Source organism: Arenibacter sp. 6A1, from assembly GCF_012272855.1.
Lineage (GTDB): Bacteria > Bacteroidota > Bacteroidia > Flavobacteriales > Flavobacteriaceae > Arenibacter.
In genome coordinates, this window is the sequence record NZ_JAAXCQ010000007.1 from 109,876 (window position 1) to 131,064 (window position 21,189).

Here is a 21,189-nt window from a genome sequence, read left to right on the forward strand (position 1 = left end):
TTTGCATGAAGTTAGTTATAACGGAATTTAAACCAAATAGATAAACAATAGCATTATATGGAAGAAAATACTTCGGTAGATATCAGCGCCGTAAATGAGAAAATTGCGCAGGAGAGTGCTTTTATTGACCTTCTTATTTTAGAGATGAACAAAGTAATCGTTGGTCAGAAACATATGATCGAACGCTTACTGATAGGGCTTTTAGGGCAGGGACATATATTATTGGAAGGGGTTCCAGGACTTGCCAAGACTCTTGCCATCAACACTTTGGCGAAGGCCGTAAAAGGAAGTTTTAGCCGTATACAGTTTACGCCAGATTTATTGCCTGCAGATGTTGTGGGAACCATGATTTACAACATGAAAGTCAATGATTTCTCCATCAAAAAGGGTCCTATATTCGCTAATTTTGTATTGGCTGATGAGATAAACCGAGCTCCGGCAAAGGTACAATCGGCCTTATTGGAAGCCATGCAGGAAAAGCAGGTTACCATTGGTGATGAAACCTTTATATTGGACAAACCATTTTTGGTGATGGCCACCCAAAACCCTGTAGAACAAGAAGGAACTTATCCGTTGCCTGAGGCTCAGGTAGACCGTTTTATGTTAAAAACGGTTATAGACTACCCAAAACTGGCCGAAGAGCAGTTAATTATTCGTCAAAACCTTAATGGTGCTTACGAGCAAGTAAAGCCCGTCATTTCTGTAGACCAGATCTTAAGTGCCCAGAAAGCGGTCAAAGAAGTGTATATGGACGAAAAAATAGAGAAATATATTCTCGATATTGTTTTCGCCAGTCGTTATCCTGAAAAATACAACTTGGCTTCCCTTAAACCTTTGATAAGTTTTGGAGCTTCGCCAAGAGGAAGTATCAACCTGGCTACTGCTGCAAAATGCTATGCCTTTATCAAAAGAAGAGGCTATGTGGTGCCCGAAGACGTTCGTGCCGTAGTACATGATGTTTTACGTCATAGAATTGGGATTACCTATGAGGCCGAAGCAGAAAACATAACCTCAGAAGACATTATCAATAAGATCGTCAACGAGATTGAAGTTCCTTAAAACAGTGGGTAGTTTTTAGAACACTGTAGGGCAGTGCTAAATTCTATTTTTCAAAAACCTATTGAAATTCAATACCTATTGAAGACTGTTTATTACCATGATGGATACCAAGGAATTACTTAAAAAAGTTCGTAAAATAGAGATTAAGACAAGACGTCTTTCCGACCATATTTTTGGGGGAGAATACCACTCTACTTTCAAAGGTAGGGGAATGACCTTTAGTGAGGTACGCCAGTATCAATTTGGCGACGACGTTAGATCTATAGATTGGAACGTAACGGCCCGATACAATGAACCTTATGTAAAAGTTTTTGAAGAAGAGCGAGAGCTTACCATGATGCTCCTAGTAGATGTCAGTGGCTCGGAACTATTTGGCACTAACAATCAATTTAAAAAGGACATCATTACCGAGATATCGGCCACCTTGGCTTTTTCGGCCCTTCAGAACAATGATAAGGTGGGTCTTATGCTGTTCACAGATGAGGTAGAACTTTTTATCCCTCCTAAAAAAGGAAAAAGTCACGCCCTTAGAATCATTCGCGAACTGTTAGAATTTTCTCCAAAAAGCAAGAAAACCAATTTAGAGGCGGCCTTAAAATTCCTTACCAATGTAATGAAGAAGAAGGCCATTGTTTTTGTGCTCTCGGATTTTATCACCGATGACTACCTACAGACCTTGCGCATTGTAGGTAAAAGACATGACCTTACCGGTATCAGAATTTATGACGAAAAAGAAACACAAATCCCCAATTTGGGAATGGTACAGCTGCAAGACGCCGAAACTGGTGCCGTGCAATTGGTAAATACCCAATCGAAGAAAGTACGCCTTAGCTATGAAAAACACTATCAGGAACAAGTAGCTTACTTTCAGGAGACCTTTACCAAAGCGGGCTGTGGTGTGTTGAGTTGTCGGGTAGACGAAAGTTATGTAAAAAAATTGTTGGGTTATTTTAAGCGACGAGGATAAGAAAAATGAACGATTATAAATTATTTTCACCTAAAAGAATCTCTCTAGGGACACTGCTATTCATCCTTTTTTTCTGTTTCAAAGGCTTTTCCCAAAGTCTGCCTAGCGTTTCTTCTACGGTAGACACAACTGCTATAAAGATAGGGGAGCAAATACGGTATAAAATTACGGTAGAGGCAGATTCATCGGCACAGGTAATTTTTCCCGAGGGGCAGACCTTTTCTCCTTTGGAAACCGTGGAGGCTTTAAAAACAGACACCGTAAAACAACTGGATAGGGTTACCTTACAAAGAATATATGCCCTAACCCAATTCGATTCTGGCGCCTATACCATTCCGAAGCAATATATAGTGGTGAACGGAAAATCATTTTTTACCGATTCCATTCAGGTCCATGTCGCCAACGTTTCGGTAGACACTTTGACCCAGAAGCTGTATGATATTAAACCTATCATTGAGGTAGAAAAGAGCAATTCGGGACTTTGGAAAATTATCTTGGGCATATTAGGGGCATTACTTCTTGTAGGCGGATTGGTTTATTGGTTTGTCTTTAGAAAAAAGCCGTTGACGGCTGCCGAAAAAATTGCCTTATTACCGCCTTTTGACAGGGCCATCTTAGAGCTGAAAGAACTAGAAAACTCCAAATATCTAATTCAGGACGATTTTAAGTCCTATTATTCGGAATTAACGGATATTGTCCGTTCTTATTTGGAAGAAGAAGTACATGTAACGGCCTTGGAAAGCACCACTGACCAGTTGATAGACACCTTGGAAATGATGAAGGATGCCGGTCAGCTGAAGTTAGAGGAAGATACTATTAAACAGTTTAAACAAGTGTTACAAACCTCAGATTTGGTAAAATTTGCCAAGTCTAAACCGGAGACTTCGGTCGCCGAGCGAGATCGAAAATCGGTAGAACAGATCGTTATAAAAACCAAGGAGGCGATTCCCGAGCCGACCGAGGAAGATTTGTTGCAACGCGAAGAATATTTAGAAGCCCTGGCAAAAAAGAACCAGAAGAAAAAATTGGTCCTTACCGCCGTCATTGGTGTTTCCATACTCCTGATTGCAGGGGTGGCCACTATTGGATACTATGGTTTTGGATATGTAAAAGATACTGTTTTAGGACACCCTACTAAAGAATTATTGGAGGGCGAATGGGTACGCAGCGATTACGGGAATCCTCCTATCGGTCTGCAAACTCCAAAGGTTTTATTGCGACAGCCGGTAAAATTACCGCCAGAAGCGCAGGCCAATATTAAGGAAATACAAGCTTTCGCCTACAGAAGTTCTATCGGTTTATTTACGGTAGCCACAACCTCAATGACCTTGACACAAGCTGTAGATCCTAATTTTGAAGAAACGGCAGAACAGCTATTGAAAGCTTTTGAAGCCCAAGGAAACAAAATAATCACCACCAAGGAAGAAGAGTTCTATTCAGTTTCGGGCGTTAAAGGCGCCAAATTATACGGTAGCGGAAAGTTTTCTGTTCCGGAATCTAAAGAGCTTGTAGATGGAAAGTATGTTATTCTTTTCTTTGGCGGCAAGGGTTTCCAACAAAATATAATGCTGAGCTGGTTATCCGAAGACGCTTATGCCGAACAGATCGTAGACAAAATTTTAAACACCGTAGAAGTAAAAACAACATTATAAATGTTAGAAAATATTTCTTTTGCCAACCCACAATTTTTCTGGTTGCTATTATTGCTACCAGTGGCAATCCTTTGGTATTATTTTAAAAGAAAGGAAGAAAGTGCTTCTTTGACCATATCGAGCATCAAAGGGTTTTCCCAAGACAGCCTATTGCCCAAGTTAAAACCTGTGTTGTTTTTAATGCGGCTCATAGCCCTTGCTGCCATTATAGTAGCTATGGCACGACCACAAACCGAGGAAATCTCTACCAAAACAAAGACTACTAAGGGAATAGATATAGTTATGGCCATAGATGTATCTTCTAGTATGTTGGCCAGAGATCTAAAACCGAATCGTTTGGCAGCTTTAAAAGAAGTTGCTGCCGATTTTATAAAGCAACGCCCAAATGACCGTATAGGACTGGTAGAATATGCCGGAGAAAGCTATACGAAAACCCCTATCACCAGTGACAAGGCTATTGTTTTAAGAGCATTGGACGACGTCACTTATGGCAAACTTACCGATGGTACGGCCATAGGTATGGGTTTAGCAACCTCCGTAAACCGATTAAAAGACAGCAAAGCCTTGAGCAAGGTGATTATTCTGTTAACCGACGGGGTAAACAATTCGGGCTTTATAGAACCGAAAACCGCTGCTGATTTAGCCGTTGAATTCGGGATAAAAACCTATACCATTGGCTTGGGGAGCAATGGAACCGCTCTTTCTCCTGTTGGCTATAATTCCGACGGTTCTTTTAGGTACGCCATGCAAAAAGTTGAAATAGACGAGCAATTGTTGAAAGACATCGCCACGGCTACCGGAGGGAAATATTTTAGGGCTACGGACAACAAGAAACTAGAAGCTATTTATGACGAAATAAACAAGCTGGAAAAAACAGAAATCGAAGAATTTAAATACCACAAGCACGAAGAAAAATTCAGACCTTGGGTTCTTTTGGCCCTAGGCCTGCTTTGCGTAGAGTGGTTCGTGCGCAACACCTTGTTCAGAAGCTTTATATAACCGAATGAAATTGATCGTTACCGATCATAAATGAAGAAAACAAAATGATTCAATTAGACGAAAAAACATACCTATACCTGTTGTTCATAATTCCTGTGGTAATTGTCTTTTTTGTATTGCTTCAAATATGGAAAAAAAGGACCCAAAGGAAATTTGCGGACCTCGCTTTATTAAAGCGATTGACGCCCGATAAATCGGACTTTAAGGCTACTTTAAAATTAATTGTTCTTTTATTGGGGGTGGCCTCATTAGCCCTGGCCCTGGCCAACCCTAAAATTGGGACAAAATTAGAAACGGTCAAACGCGAAGGGGTCGATATTGTTTTTGCGGTCGATGTTTCCAAGAGTATGTTGGCCGAAGATATTGCCCCCAATAGACTGGAAAAATCAAAAAGATTGGTTTCCGAGATCATCAATCAACTGGCCAGTGACCGAATTGGGATCATTGCTTATTCCGGCCAGGCGTTTCCACAATTGCCGATCACTACAGATTACGGGGCCGCCAAAATGTTTTTACAGAGTATGAACACCGATATGCTTTCTTCACAAGGAACTGCAATCGACCAGGCCATAACATTAGCATCTACCTATTACAATGACGATGAGCAAACCAACAGGGTACTGTTTATACTTTCGGACGGGGAAGATCATTCCGAAGGTTCTATCGCACAAGCTATAGAAGATGCGACCAAAGAAGGAATACGCATCTTTACCATTGGGGTAGGAAAAACAAAAGGAGCGCCTATTCCTATAAAAAGAAAAGGTGTCTTGGAAACCCTAAAAAAGGACTCCAATGGAGAGGTCGTCATTACCAAACTGGTCGAAGAGACCCTTATTGATATTGCCAACCAGGGCAATGGGGAGTATATCAATGGAGAGAATACCGAAACGGCGGTTGAGTTCATAAAAGAACGCTTAAACGAAATGGACAAAAAAGAGTTTGAAGCCAAACAATTTGCCGAATACAAAGACCAGTTTCAATGGTTTTTGGCGGTTGCTCTTTTATTGCTATTTTTAGACCTCTTTATACTAGACCGAAAAACCAAATGGCTTAAAAAGCTCAATTTGTTTAACGAACGATAAAGGAAAGATTATGAAGAAGATCATGTATGTACTCTTATTGATAGGGTGTTTTTCGTATGCACAGGACAAGGAAAAGGATAAAGAAAAGAAACAGTCACTTCTCTCCTCTACCAATTATGTTTGGGAAGGCAACAAAGACTTGGAAAAAAGCGATTTTGTCCATGCAGAAGCCAATTACCGAAAAGCTATTTCCAAGAGTGCCGACAACGGTATAGCCCCCTACAATTTAGGGAACACCTATTATCAGAACGAAAATTACAGTGAAGCCTTTGGACGCTATAAGCAAGCTGGCGAAATATCGACCAATAAGGAAGATAAACACAAGGCCTATCACAATATGGGCAATGTCTTTATGAAAAACAAGGAATACCAAAAAGCAGTAGATGCTTATAAGGAAGCCTTGCGAAACAATCCTAGTGACGAAGAAACCCGTTACAATTTGGCCTTGGCAAAAGAATTGCTAAAAAAACAGCAGGACGAACAAAAAAACGATCAAAACAAGGACGACAAGGACAATAAGGACCAGCAGGATAAGGAGGACAAGAACGAGGATAAAAAAGAAGGAGACAACCAAGATAAAAACAAGGGCGAGGATTCCGACAACGAAGACCAAAAGAAAGAAGAAGGAGACGAAGGAGATAAGGGCGACGAAAAGAAAGAAGAGAATAAAGAAGGTGAAGGGGACGAAAAAGAAGAAAAGGACCAGCAGCCCAACAAAGGAGATCAACAGGACGACAAACAACAACAGCAACCCAAACCCAACCAATTATCCCCTCAACAGGTGAAAAACTTGTTAGAGGCCATGCAGAACGAGGAGAAAAAGGTGCAGGAAAAATTGGATGCCCAAAAGGTAAAAGGTGCTAAGGTTAAAAATGAAAAAGATTGGTAGCAACAGTGAACATAAAAAAATACATTTCGGTTTTACCCTTGCTTTTCCTGTGTTTTTTGGTAAAAGCCCAAGGGAATGATGCGGTAACCTTTGAGATGAAGCCCAGCAAGACCAAACTTGGCCTTAACGAGCGCATCCGGGTAGATTTTACGATGAACAAGGACGGCGACAATTTTACCCCTCCGGATTTTAATGGTTTCCGAGTATTGATGGGGCCTTCACAATCTATAAGTTCTTCTTGGATCAACGGGGTCCGTAGTTTTTCAAAAACCTATTCCTATACCCTTGCACCTACGGGCCGGGGCATATTTACCATTAAACAAGCCACCATTGTTATCGATGGGGAAACCTACAAATCGCTTCCCCAGGACATTGAAGTCACTGCTGCAGTAGACAAACCCGATGCCGAAAAAACGGTAGATGATGTAGCCGATGAAAGCCTGCATTTGGTTGCAGAGCTCTCTAACCCTACCCCCTACCTAAATGAAGCGGTTACCGTTGTCTACAAATTATACGTCAGTCCGACCATAGATGTCACCAATTTTAGAGCTTTGGACAACCCTAAATACAACGATTTTTGGAGTCAGGATATGCCCATTAGCAAGTATACTACCGAGAATACTACGTTTAAGGGACAGGCCTACAGATCGGTAATTTTAAAAAGAGTAGTACTGTATCCTCAGAAAACAGGGGAATTAGAAATAGAGCCTTTATCCTTGGATGTAAGTTTACAAGTACCTACTAATAGGCGCGACTTTTTTGGGGGCCGTATTTTTGCACAGGCCAGCAAGACGGTTTCTGCCGGAAAGCGCACTATTGCCGTCAAAGCTTTGCCTACAGAAGGAAAGCCTGCTGATTTTAGTGGGGCAGTAGGCGATTTTAAGTTTTCTGTTACCACTAGCAAAACAAGTTTAAATGCCTCCGAATCCCTACAGGCGGTAGTTAGCATTAATGGAAAAGGTAATTTAAAATTATTTGAAATTCCGAAATTAAATTTGCCAAGCTCTTTAGAAGTTTACGAACCAGAGTTTAATGAAAACATCCGTACCAATCTTTCGGGAATGGAGGGAATGATCAACAATAGCTATACTGTGGTACCTACCTATAAAGGAAAGTACCCTATCCCTAGCATATCCTTCAGCTATTTTAACCCTAAAACAGAAAAATATCACACCTTAAATTCAGAGGAAATATTAATCAACGTTATCGAAGGTCCTTCTAGCGGATCCATAAATACCAGAGGCGGTGCTGTTTTAAACAAGCAAACTATAGCTGCCACTGGCAACCAATTTGTGTTTAATAAATTAACCCCTAATTTAACTCCTAAGGAAACCAATTACTTTTTTGGCAGTAATCGTTTTTTCCTTTGGTGGTTACTTCCTATCCTATTGATTCCATTGGCCATCCTTTTTGGTAAAAAACGCGAAGCCATCTCGAGCGATGTAGAAGGAAACAAGATTAAAAGGGCCAATAAATTAGCGAAAAAATACCTTTCTGCCGCCAAGAAGACCTTGGGCGACAAGGAAGCGTTTTATATAGCCTTGGAAAAGGCCCTGCACAACTATTTAAAGGCTAAATTAAAAATAGAGACCTCCGAATTCAGCAAGGATAAGATTACCACTTTATTATCAGAAAAAAATGTTGACCTTGCTACGAGTGAAGGATTTATCGGCTTGTTGAAAAATTGTGAAATGGCCCGTTACAGTCCATTTTCCGTGGTACAAATGCAACAAGACTACAATACTGCTAGTGAAGTAATTTCCCAATTGGATAAACAGATATAGATGATGAAGCGCGGATTATATATTTTATTTTTTTTGGTATGCAGCTTGGGAATCTCCCAAAACCAGGATTTATTTAAGCAGGCTACCTCCCTTTATAACGAAGGCAAGTTTGATGAAGCTGCTGAAAACTACTTGGCCATCCTAGAAAACGGGGAGCATTCTGCCGAATTGTATTTTAATCTGGGAAATACTTATTACAAATTAAATAAGATTGCCCCCAGTATTTTCTACTACGAAAAGGCCTTATTGCTAAACCCAAACGATAGGGACATAAAAAACAATTTGACCTTTGCCCAGAACATGACCTTGGACGATATAGAAACCTTGCCTCAACCGGGTATTTTCAGGTTTTACAAGGCAGTTACTTCTTTCTTTTCCTTTGATCAGTGGGCGTACTTGGCCGTCGCTTTCATGATCTTATTTGTTTCCTTGTACATTCTTTTTTACTTCCTGGCCTATGCCACCCAAAAGCGAGTGGCTTTTATAAGCGCACTTGTCTTTTTTGTATTTTCTATAGGGAGTTTTATTTTCGCTTATGTACAATATGCTGACTTTAAGGCAGAACAACCAGCCATTGTATTTGCAGAGGAAATCAGCATTAAATCCGAACCTAATGCCAGAAGCCAAGAAGTGTTTGTTTTACATGCAGGGACCAAGGTGAATGTATTGAACCAATTAAACGATTGGAAAAAAATAGCGCTGATCAACGGTAAAACTGGTTGGGTACCAGCCAAGGAAATTAGGGACATCAAAGATTTTAAATAATACCCTTACATTTAAAAAAGTTTTGTCTGTTAGCTACGCTCTAGAGCATCTTCTATGAGGAATATTTTCTTGTTCGTATAATTGCATTTATAGATTTTTATTCTATTTACACCATATTTCATATTCCTGAAACCCGGCGAAGCTGTAGTAGGGATTACACTACATATCTAAGGGATGGTTCCAATTTTATCGTGGATATTACCCTTGCTTCCCCGAATTGCTTTTTTAGTTAAGATTCGTTTAATATTTTTGACACCAGAAGAAATAGCCTAGAATTTGCTAATCGCTCTTATAACCCAAGAGAAACACAAAGTTTTCGGCCATATTTTTTATTAAAAATAAAAGTACATTCCTTTTATTACTACTAATCTAATTCTTTACGGAAGTAGAAAATGGTTTTAAGAAGCTGAACCTAAACAAGATTCAACTAATTTTACAAAAAAAAGAAACAGGACACATGGAAACTATAGACAAAGTCTTTAAAAACAATGAAAAATGGATTGAAGGAAAGCTACAAAACGATCCAAAATTTTTTAGCGATTTAGTAAAAGGGCAAAAGCCTGAAATTCTTTATATCGGATGTTCTGATAGTAGAGTGGCTGCAGAAGAAGTAATGGGTCTTGGTCCAGGCGATGTATTTGTACATAGAAATATTGCCAATATGGTCATCAGTATTGACTTAAATGCGATGTCCGTCATCAACTATGCCGTAGACCATTTAAAGGTACAGCATGTTATCGTTTGCGGTCATTATTCTTGCGGGGGCGTAAAAGCAGCGATGCAATCGGCAGATCTGGGGATTTTAAACCCTTGGCTCAGAAATATTCGCGACGTGTACAGGATTCATAAAACCGAATTGAATGCCATAGAGGATGAAGATCAAAAATACGATCGCCTAGTAGAACTCAATGTGCAGGAACAGTGTATTAACCTCATAAAAACCGCTGCCATTCAAAGGGCCCACAGAGACCGTAACTTAAAGGTTCACGGATGGGTTTTTGATGTAAAAACCGGAAAGCTAATAGACCTTAAAATCGATTTTAAGGGTATTCTTAATAGTATCATGGAGATTTATCACCTAGAGTAAATCGGCCATCGATATTTCTGTTTTACAAGGGTAGCCTTCTCTATATGAGATTGCTACCCTTATTTTTTGTTGCAAAAAATAATAGAAAATTCCCCGGAAAGCTTTAGTATCCCTAGCGGCATCGGAGCCATAGGTTGCTTGCTTACCTCTATAGTACAGCCAATATCACCAAACACCTCCAATATCAATCAGACAAATTCGGTCTAAATACCGAGGTTTTCTAAAAACCCGCCTGAAAAATTATAAGGCCCATTTTTTATTTCCATAAAAATCATGCCTCTTGCCATAAAAGTTTTAAATTTGCACTTCCTATTTTCAGGACAAACACAAGCCAAGTGATGAGCATGATAGAACAAATAAAAGAGCATATCCAAGAGGTTGAAAAGTTTTCATCCAATGATAAAGAAGCTATTGAGGCTTTCCGTATTAAGTATTTAGGAAAAAAAGGATTGTTCAATCATTTTTTCGCCGATTTCAAAAATGTTCCCAAGGAACAGAAAAAGGAATTTGGACAAACTATCAACGAACTTAAAACTGTAGTTACCGAAAAGGTAGCCCTTTTAAAAGATACTCTTGAAAATAGTGTTGAAGAAAAAGGAATTTATGGCGATTTAACAAGGCCAGGCGAACCTTTACCCCTAGGGTCAAGGCATCCGATATCTATTGTTAAGAACCAGATCATCGAAATCTTTTCTAGAATTGGGTTTAATGTATCCGAGGGTCCAGAAATTGAAGACGATTGGCATAATTTTACGGCATTGAACCTTCCAGAATACCATCCGGCAAGGGACATGCAGGACACCTTCTTTGTACAAACCGATCCGGACATATTATTACGTACCCACACCTCCTCGGTACAGGTGCGATATATGGAAAACAACACGCCTCCCATCAGAACGATTTCTCCGGGGAGAGTATATAGAAACGAGGCTATTTCCTCGCGTTCCCATTGTTTTTTCCATCAGGTAGAAGGTCTTTATATTGACAAGGACGTTTCCTTTGCCGATTTAAAACAGACCCTTCAGTTTTTTACTACGGAACTTTTTGGAAAATCAAAGATCAGGCTAAGGCCTTCTTATTTCCCATTTACGGAGCCTAGCGCAGAAGTAGATGTATACTGGGGATTAGAAACAGAAACCGATTATCGAATGACCAAAGGTACCGGTTGGTTGGAAATCATGGGATGTGGTATGGTTGACCCTAATGTACTTACCAATTGTGGTATTGACCCTAACGAATACTCTGGCTTTGCCTTTGGAATGGGGATAGACCGTATTGCTTTGTTGTTGCACCAGATTTCCGATATTAGATTATTGAGCGAAAACGATGTGCGATTTTTAGAGCAATTTAAAAACGCTTATTAATCCGCCATTCCAAAAAGAAAATAGTTTATATTTCCCTTTAAAGATCCTTTACAATACATGAAAAAAGATATTGAAATTCCAATTGCAGAACATGTTTATGTTGCTGTTATCCACGAATGGAACGAAGAATTTTTGGAAAAAAATTGGAATGTATACCTTATAAACGATAGGGAAACCACCATCGAAGCCGCCATTGCCGTTTCTAATGGCTATGAAGGCGATAGAAAAACATCTACGATGCGCCATGGTTTAGGCGATATCAATGGAAAGGATTTTAAGAAAATAGAAGAACTTCAGGAAGATATACTAAGCTTTACCAATGAGTTCTTCGTGACTTTTTTCGCCGATAACAAACTATACGAAAAGCGATTCATTTTCGAAAAAAACAGCATTAACGAAGCTAATTTCAAACCTCTTCCCGTATTGGAGCAAGAAGGTATATTGGCCGATTAATCTTAAAAACGCCCCGTTTTACCCCATTATATATTTTAAAGCGTAAAGCCCCTTTTTTAGGGGTTTTATTTGGGCGTTCCCCTATCGGGTCGCTCTTTCCGCTGTATCTTTTTTAAAGGCCCCATGGCCCTCTAAAAAAGGATGCCGCTGCAATAGCTAACGCTTTTCAATGAACAATAATGAGTGAACAATAATCAATTAGCATAATTCTCATTGTTAATTGCAAATTGTTTATTGTAAACTGAATTCCGCGTTAGGGACCGCGGCGGCATCCCCGCAGCAGCGCAAGGGATACAGCCAAGGGCCCGCCCGACGAAGGAGGGAACGCCCAAATTAATATGCTAAGGACCCAGATCTTCCCTACTACTTTGCACAGCTTTACAACATGAATAACACACTTTCCCATTCGTTTTTTTAACGCAACATTAACCCTCTGTTAGTTCGGATAATCCCGAACCAATTGTATATTTAAAAAATTTTTTTTAAACAATATTTTGGATTTAGAGCTAGAAAAAAGTGAACTTATAGAAGAATTGGGAGTGTATTTTGAAACCAACAAAATACTTTCTCATTTAGCCGCCCGGATTTTTTCGCTGCTTATACTGTCCGAAAAGGACGGAACTACTTTTGACGAATTGGTAACAACTTTAAAAGCCAGCAAAAGTTCTGTTTCTACAAATTTGCAATTGCTGCAAAATACTGGACGGGTGATATACTTTACCAAACTAGGCGATAGAAAACGTTATTTTAAGGCGGCCCCCAATGATATTATTGTTCAGTTGGATAAAAAAATTGCACAATGGGAACAAGAAAAGCAATTACATGAAAAACTCTTTGCTTTTAAAACGAACTTATATAAAGAGCATAATAAATACGATGAAAATCTGCCAGGGCTGCAATACACTAAAAATTATGCGTTGTTTATAAACGATTTCATCAAAAATTTAAAAACCCTCAAAAACAACTTACAAAACACCCTTAACTAGCATTTTATATGAAAAAAGTACTATTCCTTCTTGTCCCGATATGCATCTCCCTTTTACACAGCTGTGGTGAGGTTGCCGCTACCCCTAAAGGAGCATCGGCCATGTCGCTGCCCACGGTTAAAGTAGAAAAAAGATCTGTAAACAACTTGTCCAAATATCCAGCGAGTATCGAAGGAATGATCAACAGCAAGGTAAGGGCAAAAGTTTCGGGCTACATACAGGAAGTACTGATAGACGAAGGCCAGCAGGTAAAAAAGGGACAACTTTTATTTACGCTAGAAACCCAAGCCCTATCCCAAGATGCCAGCGCGGCCAAGGCCCGAATAAATGTAGCGCAATTAGAGGTTGACAAATTACGCCCCTTGGTTGCAAAAAATATTATAAGCCAGGTGCAATTAGAGACCGCCAAGGCCAATTTAGAGCAGGCAAAAAGCAATTACCAAAGTATTGCAGCCAATATTGGGTATGCCAACATCATTAGTCCCGTCGACGGTGTTGTAGGCGCTATTCCTTATAGAAAGGGAAATTTGGTAAGTGCCCAAGATGCCGTTCCACTGACCACCATTTCGAGCATTGAAAATGTATATGCTTTTTTCTCCATGAACGAGAAGGAGCTTATTAAATTTTTGCGCGAAACCGAAGGAAAAACACAGGAAGAAAAAGCCAAGAATCTACCAGAGGTGCAGCTATTATTGGCCGACGGGTCGCTTTACGAGCACTCGGGGACGATAGAAACCATTACTGGAGAAGTAAATCCGGCCACGGGAACGGTAAAATTCAGAGCTACTTTTCCTAACGAAATGGGACTTTTAAGAAATGGCAGTAGCGGCACGATTATCCTTCCTTCAGAACTGAACGATGTATTGGTGGTTCCTTCTTTGTCTACCTACGAACAACAGGGCAAAAAATTTGTGTACTTGGTAGACGGAGATACACTGGTCCCCAGAGCTGTTAGGTTACTTGCAGATGTTGACGGCATTTCAGTAGTCGAGGGCATTGAAGAAGGCCAGCAAATTTTGGCCAAAGGCCTTGGAAAAGTAAGGGCTGGTACCCAAATAGTACCGGAATTAACTTCTTTCGACGAAATCATCAATTCATTCAACACGGTTTTTAAATAATCTAGCTAGCATGTTAAAAACATTCATAGAAAGGCCGGTATTATCTACCGTCATATCCATTATTATCCTATTATTGGGGGGTTTAGGTCTCTCTGAACTACCCGTAACCCAATACCCGGATATAGCCCCTCCTACGGTTTCTATTAGTGCCAGTTATCCTGGTGCCAACGCCGAGACCATATTAGAAAGTGTGATAGTCCCCATAGAGGAACAAATTAATGGTGTAGAAGGCATGACCTATATGACCTCTACGGCCAGTAACTCGGGAAGTGCCAATATAACAGTCTTTTTTGAACAAGGGGTAGATCCCGATATTGCCGCGGTAAACGTTCAAAACAGGGTATCTAGGGCTAATGCCTTGTTGCCCGCAGAAGTGATTAGGGCCGGGATTACGACCCAAAAACAACAAAGTTCCGCCCTAATGTACGTGGCCTTGTTTTCTTCTAATCCCGACTATGACGATACCTTTGTTCAAAATTACTTGAACATCAATATCAAACCGGAGTTACAGCGTGTAAAGGGTGTTGGTGCCGTCAATGTTTTTGGCAGCAAGGATTATTCTATGCGCGTTTGGTTAGACCCTTCAAAATTGGCTGCCTATAAGCTGACTACTACAGAGGTGGTGAGTGCTATTGGCGAACAAAGTTTGGAAGCCGCAGCAGGTTCCTTAGGTCAAAATTCAGGGGAATCCTTTGAATACGTAATCAAATATAAGGGGCGTTATAAAACGGCCGAAGAATATGGCGATATCATCATTAAATCTTTGGGCAATGGAGAAATCCTAAGGCTAAAAGATGTGGCCAAAGTAGAACTTGGTGCTTTTTCGTATACCTCTCTCTCTAGATCTAAGGGAAACCCCGGTGTTAACTTTGGCGTTTTTCAGACCCCAGGCTCTAACGCCCAGGAAATTATAGAAAACCTGTATGTAAAATTAGAGGATCTAAAAGAGCAATTTCCAGAAGGCGTGGAATACCTAATTAATTACGACACCAATAAGTTTTTAACGGCCTCCATGAATAAGGTAAAAAACACGCTTATAGAAGCCTTCTTATTGGTTTTTTTAGTGGTTTTTATTTTTCTTCAAGATTTCAAATCGACCTTAATTCCGGCTATAGCCGTTCCGGTATCTATTATCGGTACTTTCTTTTTCCTTAATTTATTTGGCTATTCCCTGAATTTACTAACCCTATTTGCTCTTCTTTTGGCGATTGGGATCGTGGTAGATGATGCTATTGTAGTGGTAGAAGCCGTACATGCCAAATTAGAAGAAGGGTATGATTCTGCCAAAGAAGCTACCGTGAGTGCCATGAGCGAAATTAGCGGCGCCATTGTTTCTATAACCTTGGTGATGGCAGCGGTATTTATTCCTATTACTTTTATAAAGGGACCTTCTGGCGTTTTCTATGAGCAATTTGGGGTAACCTTGCTTATCGCTATATTAATTTCTGCCGTTAACGCTTTAACCTTAAGTCCGGCTCTTTGTGCTATTTTCCTTAAACCGCACCATGGAAAAGACCAGAAAAAGGGACTTTTGCAACGTTTTTATATGGCTTTTAACGCCGCTTTTGAGGCCAGCACCAAAAAATACGTCAAGTCATTGTACTTTTTAGTGAAGCACAAATGGGTAACGGCAGCCATATTGCTACTTGCTGCTGGCTCTATTTGGTGGGCGAACAGCACTACTCCTAGTGGTTTTGTACCTGCAGAAGACAGAGGGGTAATATTTATGAACATTGAACTTCCCCAAGGTGCTTCCTTGGACAGGACGTACAGCATTACCCAAGAGCTCTATCAAACCATCAACACCATTGAAGGTATAAAAACCGCTTCTATTATTAATGGGAACAACTTTTTCTCTGGCGCAGGAAGTTCCTATGGAATGGGCTTTATCATTTTAGAGAGCTGGGAAGACAGAGATACGGATGCTACGGAAATAGGCGCCATCATAGGTGCGTTGAATAAAAAAGCAGCCACTATTTCCGATGCTAAAATTATTTTCTTTACTCCTCCGAGTATTCCTGGTTTTGGTTCTTCGGACGGATTTGAATTGCAATTACAAGATCGTAGTTCGGGCGAATTAAAGGCGTTGGACAATACGGCCAATGATTTTGTTTCTGCCCTTATTCAGCGCCCAGAAGTTGCTTATGCCTCCAACTCCTTTAGCACCAATTTCCCGCAGTTGCAAATGGACATCAATATTCCCAAAGCCAAGGAAGCGGGCGTAAACATTAAAGATATCCTAGCTACTTTACAAGGCTATATTGGGGGCTATTACGCGGCAGATTTCAGTAGGTTTGGAAAACAGTTCAGGGTTTTTGTACAAGCAGAGCCCGAAGACCGAAAGGATGTGGAAAGCCTTAATAGCATGTTCGTAAAGAACAGTAATGGCGATATGGCACCGGTATCACAATTTGTGACCCTAAGCCGTGTTTACGGCCCTCAGACCATCAACAGGTTCAATCTTTTCAATTCGGTGACCATCAATGGCTCGGCAGCCCCAGGCTTTAGTTCTGGAGATGCTATTAAAGCCGTCAACGAAGTCGCCAAAGAAAAACTGCCTAAAAATTATGAAGTGGCGTTTTCCGGAATTACCCGTGAAGAAATTGCCTCTGCCGGCCAATCTGGAATCATATTTTTATTGAGTATTGTTTTTGTTTACTTTTTCCTTGCCGCTCAATACGAAAGTTATTTGCTTCCTTTTGCGGTATTGCTCTCTTTACCCGTTGGGGTTTCTGGCGCCTATTTATCTACTAAATTCTTAGGGTTGGAAAACAACATTTATTTCCAGATCGCCCTTATAATGCTGATAGGTCTTTTGGCCAAGAACGCTATTCTAATCGTAGAGTTTGCGATACAACGAAGAAGACAGGGGCTATCCATACCTGAAGCCGCCATACAGGCTGCAAGAGCAAGGTTACGTCCTATCTTAATGACCTCCTTTGCATTTATCTTAGGGCTTATGCCTTTGGTACTTGCCAAGGGTGTGGGTGCCGCCGGAAACAATGCCATTGGAACCGGTGCCGCTGGAGGTATGTTGATAGGAACTATACTAGGAGTTTTTATTATCCCGGTCCTCTTCATTGTTTTTCAATGGTTACAGGAAAAAGTTTCTGAGACCCCACAACCTACTACGAACACGGAAAAAGCATAACCCATATTATGAAAAAAACGCTATTGTATAAAACATTCCTTTTTGCCTTTATGGCCCTTGGCCTACAATCTTGTTTTGTGGCAAAAAATTATGATCGTCCCGATTTTGAAACGGACTCCTTATACAGAACCTCCCAAGTACCAACCGACAGTAGTTCTATGGCTACTATCTCTTGGCGAGATATGTTTACGGACCCCTTCTTGTCTTCTTATATCGAGGAAGGCCTACAAAAGAACTTGGACATCAGGATTGCCCTGCAAAAGATAAATGCAGCAGAGGCCTATTTAAAACAAGGCAGGGCCGGGTATTTGCCCTCTTTGTCCGCCAAGGGTTCCGTACTACACCAAAACGCTTCGGAAAATAGACAGTTCTCCGGTATATCTCAAGGAAGCACCAACCTTTATGAGTTTTCTACCGCACTGAGTTGGGAGGCCGATATTTGGGGTAAAATTAGAAGCAACAAAAGGGCCACGGAAGCAGGTTATTTACAGACCATGGCCGCCCATAAGGCCGTAAAAAGTCAGCTTGTAGCCCAAATAGCCAGCACCTATTACCAGTTATTGGCCTTGGACCGACAAAAGGAGATTACGGAAAAAACCATCACGAACCGGGAAAACAGTCTAGAAACCATAAAAGCCCTAAAGGAAGCGGGGAACGTAACCCAGGTGGCGGTCGACCAAACCTCGGCGCAGTTATATAATGCCCAGGCGCTATTGATCGATATTGAAAAAAGTATCTTTAGAACCGAAAACACCTTGAGTCTTCTTCTGGCCAGGCCCTCGCAAAACATAGAAAGAAGCGATTTAACGGCACAAAGCCTAGGAGAGGACATACAGATAGGTATCCCTTCCCTGCTACTTAGAAACCGGCCAGATGTGATTGCCGCAGAATACCAGTTTGTGAACACCTTTGAATTGACCAATGTTGCCAAAAGCAATTTTTACCCCACCCTTACCTTAACCGGTACAGCTGGTTTTCAAAGTTTGGACTTTAAAAACTGGTTCGATTCCAGTTCTTTATTTTCATCTTTGTTAGGCGGACTTACCCAGCCTATATTTAATAATAGAAAAATAAGAACACAATACGAGGTAGCTTTGGCACAGAAAGAACAGGCCTTGGCGAATTTTGAAAAGACGGTGTTGATCGCGGGTCAGGAAGTTTCCAATGCGCTGTTTGAATATACCTCAGAAGTAAAGAAGTACGCATATAGAAATAACGAAGTTCAGGCACTTCGCACGGCAGAATCTAATTCTGAAGTCTTATTAAACAATGGTTTTGGAACTTATTTAGATCTGCTAACAGCTAGGCAAAATGCCCTGAATGCAGAAATTAACTTAATTGAAAACCAATTGCAACAGTTGCAATCCAAGGTTGCCCTTTACAAGGCTCTCGGTGGGGGCTGGCAATAATACCAAAAACGCCTCCTTTTCGGGAGGCGTTTTAATTTACCATTCTTTAAAAGGGTGTTTGCTCAATTGGGAGTTGTAATATTTGATATCTCCCGTCACCTCTTGCCCTAGCCAATCGGGCCTTATAAATTTTTCCTCCTCGGACTTCAATTCTATCTCGGCCACTACCAGGCCTTGGTTTTCTCCTAAAAATTCATCTACTTCAATAATATGCTCCCCAGAGGGAATACAATAGCGATACTTTTGTAAGATGCCCTTTTCACAGATTTTGAGCAAGGAAGATGCCTCTAGCACCGGTATTTCCTTTTCCCATTCGAAGCGGGAAGTACCCGAGGCATTAGAGATGCCCTTGACCGTAATAAAGCCTTTATCGCCCATAATCCTGACCCGGACGGTACGCTCCTTATGCGTATTTAAAAACCCCTGCTCTATACGTGTTTTACTGCTTGCCTGCTCCTTATAGGCTATGGAATTCACTAAAAATTTACGTTCTATTTCAATCATCGATACTTCTTTCTTTACTGGAAACTACAGAGGGGTTTTAGAGTTCCTTATCCTTTACAATCCTTGTCAATAGCCTTAATTTCGTCAGATTCAATATATATCTTATGATATTTATTGTTGGCCAGCCAAGCCATGGTTGTTGCAATGGCCTCCGGACGGATGGTTTTATACTTTTGCCAAGGCCCTATCAAGGCAAAATTAAAGATTTTCAACAATTGCTTGGCAAACCATTCCCCGAATCTTTTTTCGTCTCTTTTTCCTCCTATTAAGGAGGGCTGCAAGATATGGGTTTTTTTAATTTTGCACTTCATCACCTCCTCTTCCATAACGCCTTTGGTCTTATTATAAAATACCTTGCTTGTAGGGTTGGCACCCAAGGCAGAAATTACGATAAAGGTGGTAATCCCATTTTCCATACAGAGTTGAGCAGCCTTGACAGGAATTCCATAATCTATTTGATGGTACAAATCTTTATCTGGGGTTTTGGCCTTGGTAGTCCCTATGCAACAGAATACTTCATCGGCCAAAAAGTAAGTTTTAAAACTTTTCAGATCCAGCACATCGCCCAAATGCTCTTCTAATTTGGGGTGTAAAAAACCAATTTTGGACCGCGAAAAAAGCTTCACTTTGGCATAGCGCGGATCGTCCAATAGTTCCTTTACCAAGAAAGACCCCGTTAAACCTGTCGCTCCTAAAACAATGGCTGTTTTATCGTGTATTTTCATCCTTTTCTATTCTATCAATATATGTTTTGCACCTCGCTATTGGCTGCGGTACAAATTAGTTGTTATAAATTTACGGCATGAAATTGGATTTTCCTTTACGAAAAATTATCCACGTCGATATGGACGCCTTTTACGCTTCCGTAGAGCAAATGGACAATCCAGACCTAAGAGAAAAGGCAGTGGCCGTGGGAGGCTCCGAAAAACGCGGTGTGGTTGCTGCCGCCAGTTATCAGGCCCGTAAATATGGTGTCCGAAGTGCTATCAGTGGTGCTTTGGCCAAAAAACTATGCCCCGACCTTATTTTTGTGAAGCCCCGCTTTGACCGCTACAAGGAAATCTCCCTTAAAATAAGGGCTATTTTTTACGAATATACCGACCTGGTAGAGCCACTGTCCTTGGATGAAGCCTATTTAGATGTCACCACGAACAAAAAAGGCAACCCATCGGCCTCCCAAATCGCTGAAGAAATAAGGGATCGTATTTTTAAGGAAGTAGGCTTAACGGCATCGGCAGGGATATCCATCAACAAATTTATCGCCAAGGTTGCCAGTGATTACAACAAGCCCAACGGCCAAAAAACGGTAAATCCGGAAGAAGTACCGTTGTTTTTAGAGCATTTGGACATTCGAAAATTCTATGGGGTAGGAAAAGTGACGGCCGAAAAAATGTACCAATTGGGCATTTTTACGGGAAAGGATCTCAAGGGAAAATCTACCGAATTTTTAACCGAGCACTTCGGAAAAAGTGGCGCCTATTATTATCAAGTGGTTCGGGGCATCCATACCAGTGAAGTAAAACCCAATAGGATTCCCAAATCGGTCGGTGCCGAACGTACTTTTGACGAAAATTTAAGCAGTGAAATTTTTATGTTGAAAAAGCTAGAAAACATAGCCTTTGAACTAGAGAAACGCCTTAAAAAATCGTCCATAGCCGGAAAAACTGTGACTTTAAAAATTAAGTACAGTGATTTCTCCCAGCAGACCCGAAGCAAGACCCTGCCCTATTTCATAGCCGAAAAAAGCCTTATCCTAGAAACGGCCAAAGAACTCCTTTACCAAGAAAAAATGGACAATTCCGTGCGATTGCTAGGGATATCCCTCTCCAATTTAAATACCGACAAGAAAGCTGCTTCCGACAAAAAAACCATCAGTATTCAGTTAAAACTCGATTTTTAGGATCACAGGTCTATACTTCC

The 21,189-nt window shown here is 40.7% G+C and carries 18 protein-coding genes; 16 read left to right on the plus strand and 2 right to left on the minus strand.

Going from position 1 to position 21,189, the window contains the following annotated elements; all coding sequences use genetic code 11:
* The first annotated feature begins 57 nt into the window (after positions 1-57).
* The 15 genes from HCG49_RS08060 to HCG49_RS08130 all read left to right on the plus strand — a co-directional run bounded on the left by HCG49_RS08060 (position 58) and on the right by HCG49_RS08130 (position 18,765).
* Complete coding sequence (locus tag HCG49_RS08060; RefSeq protein ID WP_168469028.1) at positions 58-1,059, plus strand: AAA family ATPase; 1,002 nt, start codon at positions 58-60, stop codon at positions 1,057-1,059.
* A 100-nt stretch (positions 1,060-1,159) separates the two neighbouring features.
* The gene (locus HCG49_RS08065; protein WP_168469137.1) at positions 1,160-2,026 is read left to right on the plus strand and encodes a DUF58 domain-containing protein; all 867 of its coding nucleotides are present in this window, start codon (positions 1,160-1,162) and stop codon (positions 2,024-2,026) included.
* 5 nt (positions 2,027-2,031) lie between these two features.
* Positions 2,032-3,678 (plus strand): hypothetical protein, encoded by a 1,647-nt coding sequence (locus HCG49_RS08070; RefSeq protein ID WP_168469029.1) that lies wholly within the window; start codon positions 2,032-2,034, stop codon positions 3,676-3,678.
* The gene (locus HCG49_RS08075; RefSeq protein ID WP_168469030.1) at positions 3,679-4,677 is read left to right on the plus strand and encodes a vWA domain-containing protein; all 999 of its coding nucleotides are present in this window, start codon (positions 3,679-3,681) and stop codon (positions 4,675-4,677) included.
* Positions 4,678-4,721: 44 nt separating this feature from the next.
* Entirely contained in the window at positions 4,722-5,759 is a 1,038-nt protein-coding gene (locus HCG49_RS08080; protein ID WP_168469031.1) for a vWA domain-containing protein, read from the plus strand.
* A 10-nt stretch (positions 5,760-5,769) separates the two neighbouring features.
* On the plus strand, positions 5,770-6,648 hold the full coding sequence (locus tag HCG49_RS08085) for a tetratricopeptide repeat protein (RefSeq protein ID WP_168469032.1): 879 nt from the start codon (positions 5,770-5,772) through the stop codon (positions 6,646-6,648).
* A gap of 5 nt (positions 6,649-6,653) precedes the next feature.
* A complete protein-coding gene (locus HCG49_RS08090; protein ID WP_168469138.1) occupies positions 6,654-8,432 on the plus strand; it encodes a BatD family protein in 1,779 nt (592 codons plus the stop codon).
* Complete coding sequence (locus HCG49_RS08095) at positions 8,433-9,197, plus strand: tetratricopeptide repeat protein (protein WP_317167464.1); 765 nt, start codon at positions 8,433-8,435, stop codon at positions 9,195-9,197. It abuts the gene before it with no gap.
* Between the two features lie 457 nt (positions 9,198-9,654).
* Entirely contained in the window at positions 9,655-10,284 is a 630-nt protein-coding gene (locus HCG49_RS08100; RefSeq protein WP_168469033.1) for a carbonic anhydrase, read from the plus strand.
* A gap of 344 nt (positions 10,285-10,628) precedes the next feature.
* Positions 10,629-11,648 carry a phenylalanine--tRNA ligase subunit alpha gene (gene pheS, locus HCG49_RS08105; RefSeq protein WP_168469140.1) on the plus strand — a complete coding sequence of 340 codons (1,020 nt, stop codon included), beginning with the start codon at positions 10,629-10,631 and terminating at the stop codon, positions 11,646-11,648.
* 57 nt (positions 11,649-11,705) lie between these two features.
* Positions 11,706-12,101 carry a hypothetical protein gene (locus HCG49_RS08110; RefSeq protein WP_168469034.1) on the plus strand — a complete coding sequence of 132 codons (396 nt, stop codon included), beginning with the start codon at positions 11,706-11,708 and terminating at the stop codon, positions 12,099-12,101.
* Positions 12,102-12,595: 494 nt separating this feature from the next.
* Positions 12,596-13,087: a GbsR/MarR family transcriptional regulator gene (locus HCG49_RS08115; protein WP_168469035.1), complete on the plus strand. Its 492-nt coding sequence runs from the start codon at positions 12,596-12,598 to the stop codon at positions 13,085-13,087.
* An 8-nt stretch (positions 13,088-13,095) separates the two neighbouring features.
* A complete protein-coding gene (locus HCG49_RS08120) occupies positions 13,096-14,205 on the plus strand; it encodes an efflux RND transporter periplasmic adaptor subunit (protein ID WP_168469036.1) in 1,110 nt (369 codons plus the stop codon).
* Positions 14,206-14,215: 10 nt separating this feature from the next.
* Complete coding sequence (locus HCG49_RS08125; protein WP_168469037.1) at positions 14,216-17,356, plus strand: efflux RND transporter permease subunit; 3,141 nt, start codon at positions 14,216-14,218, stop codon at positions 17,354-17,356.
* An 8-nt stretch (positions 17,357-17,364) separates the two neighbouring features.
* The gene (locus HCG49_RS08130; RefSeq protein ID WP_168469038.1) at positions 17,365-18,765 is read left to right on the plus strand and encodes an efflux transporter outer membrane subunit; all 1,401 of its coding nucleotides are present in this window, start codon (positions 17,365-17,367) and stop codon (positions 18,763-18,765) included.
* Positions 18,766-18,801: 36 nt separating this feature from the next.
* Here HCG49_RS08130 and HCG49_RS08135 read toward each other — a convergent pair whose 3' ends face one another.
* Positions 18,802-19,269: a CYTH domain-containing protein gene (locus HCG49_RS08135; RefSeq protein ID WP_168469039.1), complete on the minus strand. Its 468-nt coding sequence runs from the start codon at positions 19,267-19,269 to the stop codon at positions 18,802-18,804.
* 47 nt (positions 19,270-19,316) lie between these two features.
* Entirely contained in the window at positions 19,317-19,994 is a 678-nt protein-coding gene (locus tag HCG49_RS08140; protein ID WP_168469040.1) for an NAD(P)H-binding protein, read from the minus strand.
* Positions 19,995-20,071: 77 nt separating this feature from the next.
* On the opposite strand from HCG49_RS08140, the gene dinB reads away from it, so the two are divergent.
* The gene (gene dinB / locus HCG49_RS08145) at positions 20,072-21,169 is read left to right on the plus strand and encodes a DNA polymerase IV (RefSeq protein ID WP_168469041.1); all 1,098 of its coding nucleotides are present in this window, start codon (positions 20,072-20,074) and stop codon (positions 21,167-21,169) included.
* Positions 21,170-21,189 lie beyond the last annotated feature (20 nt).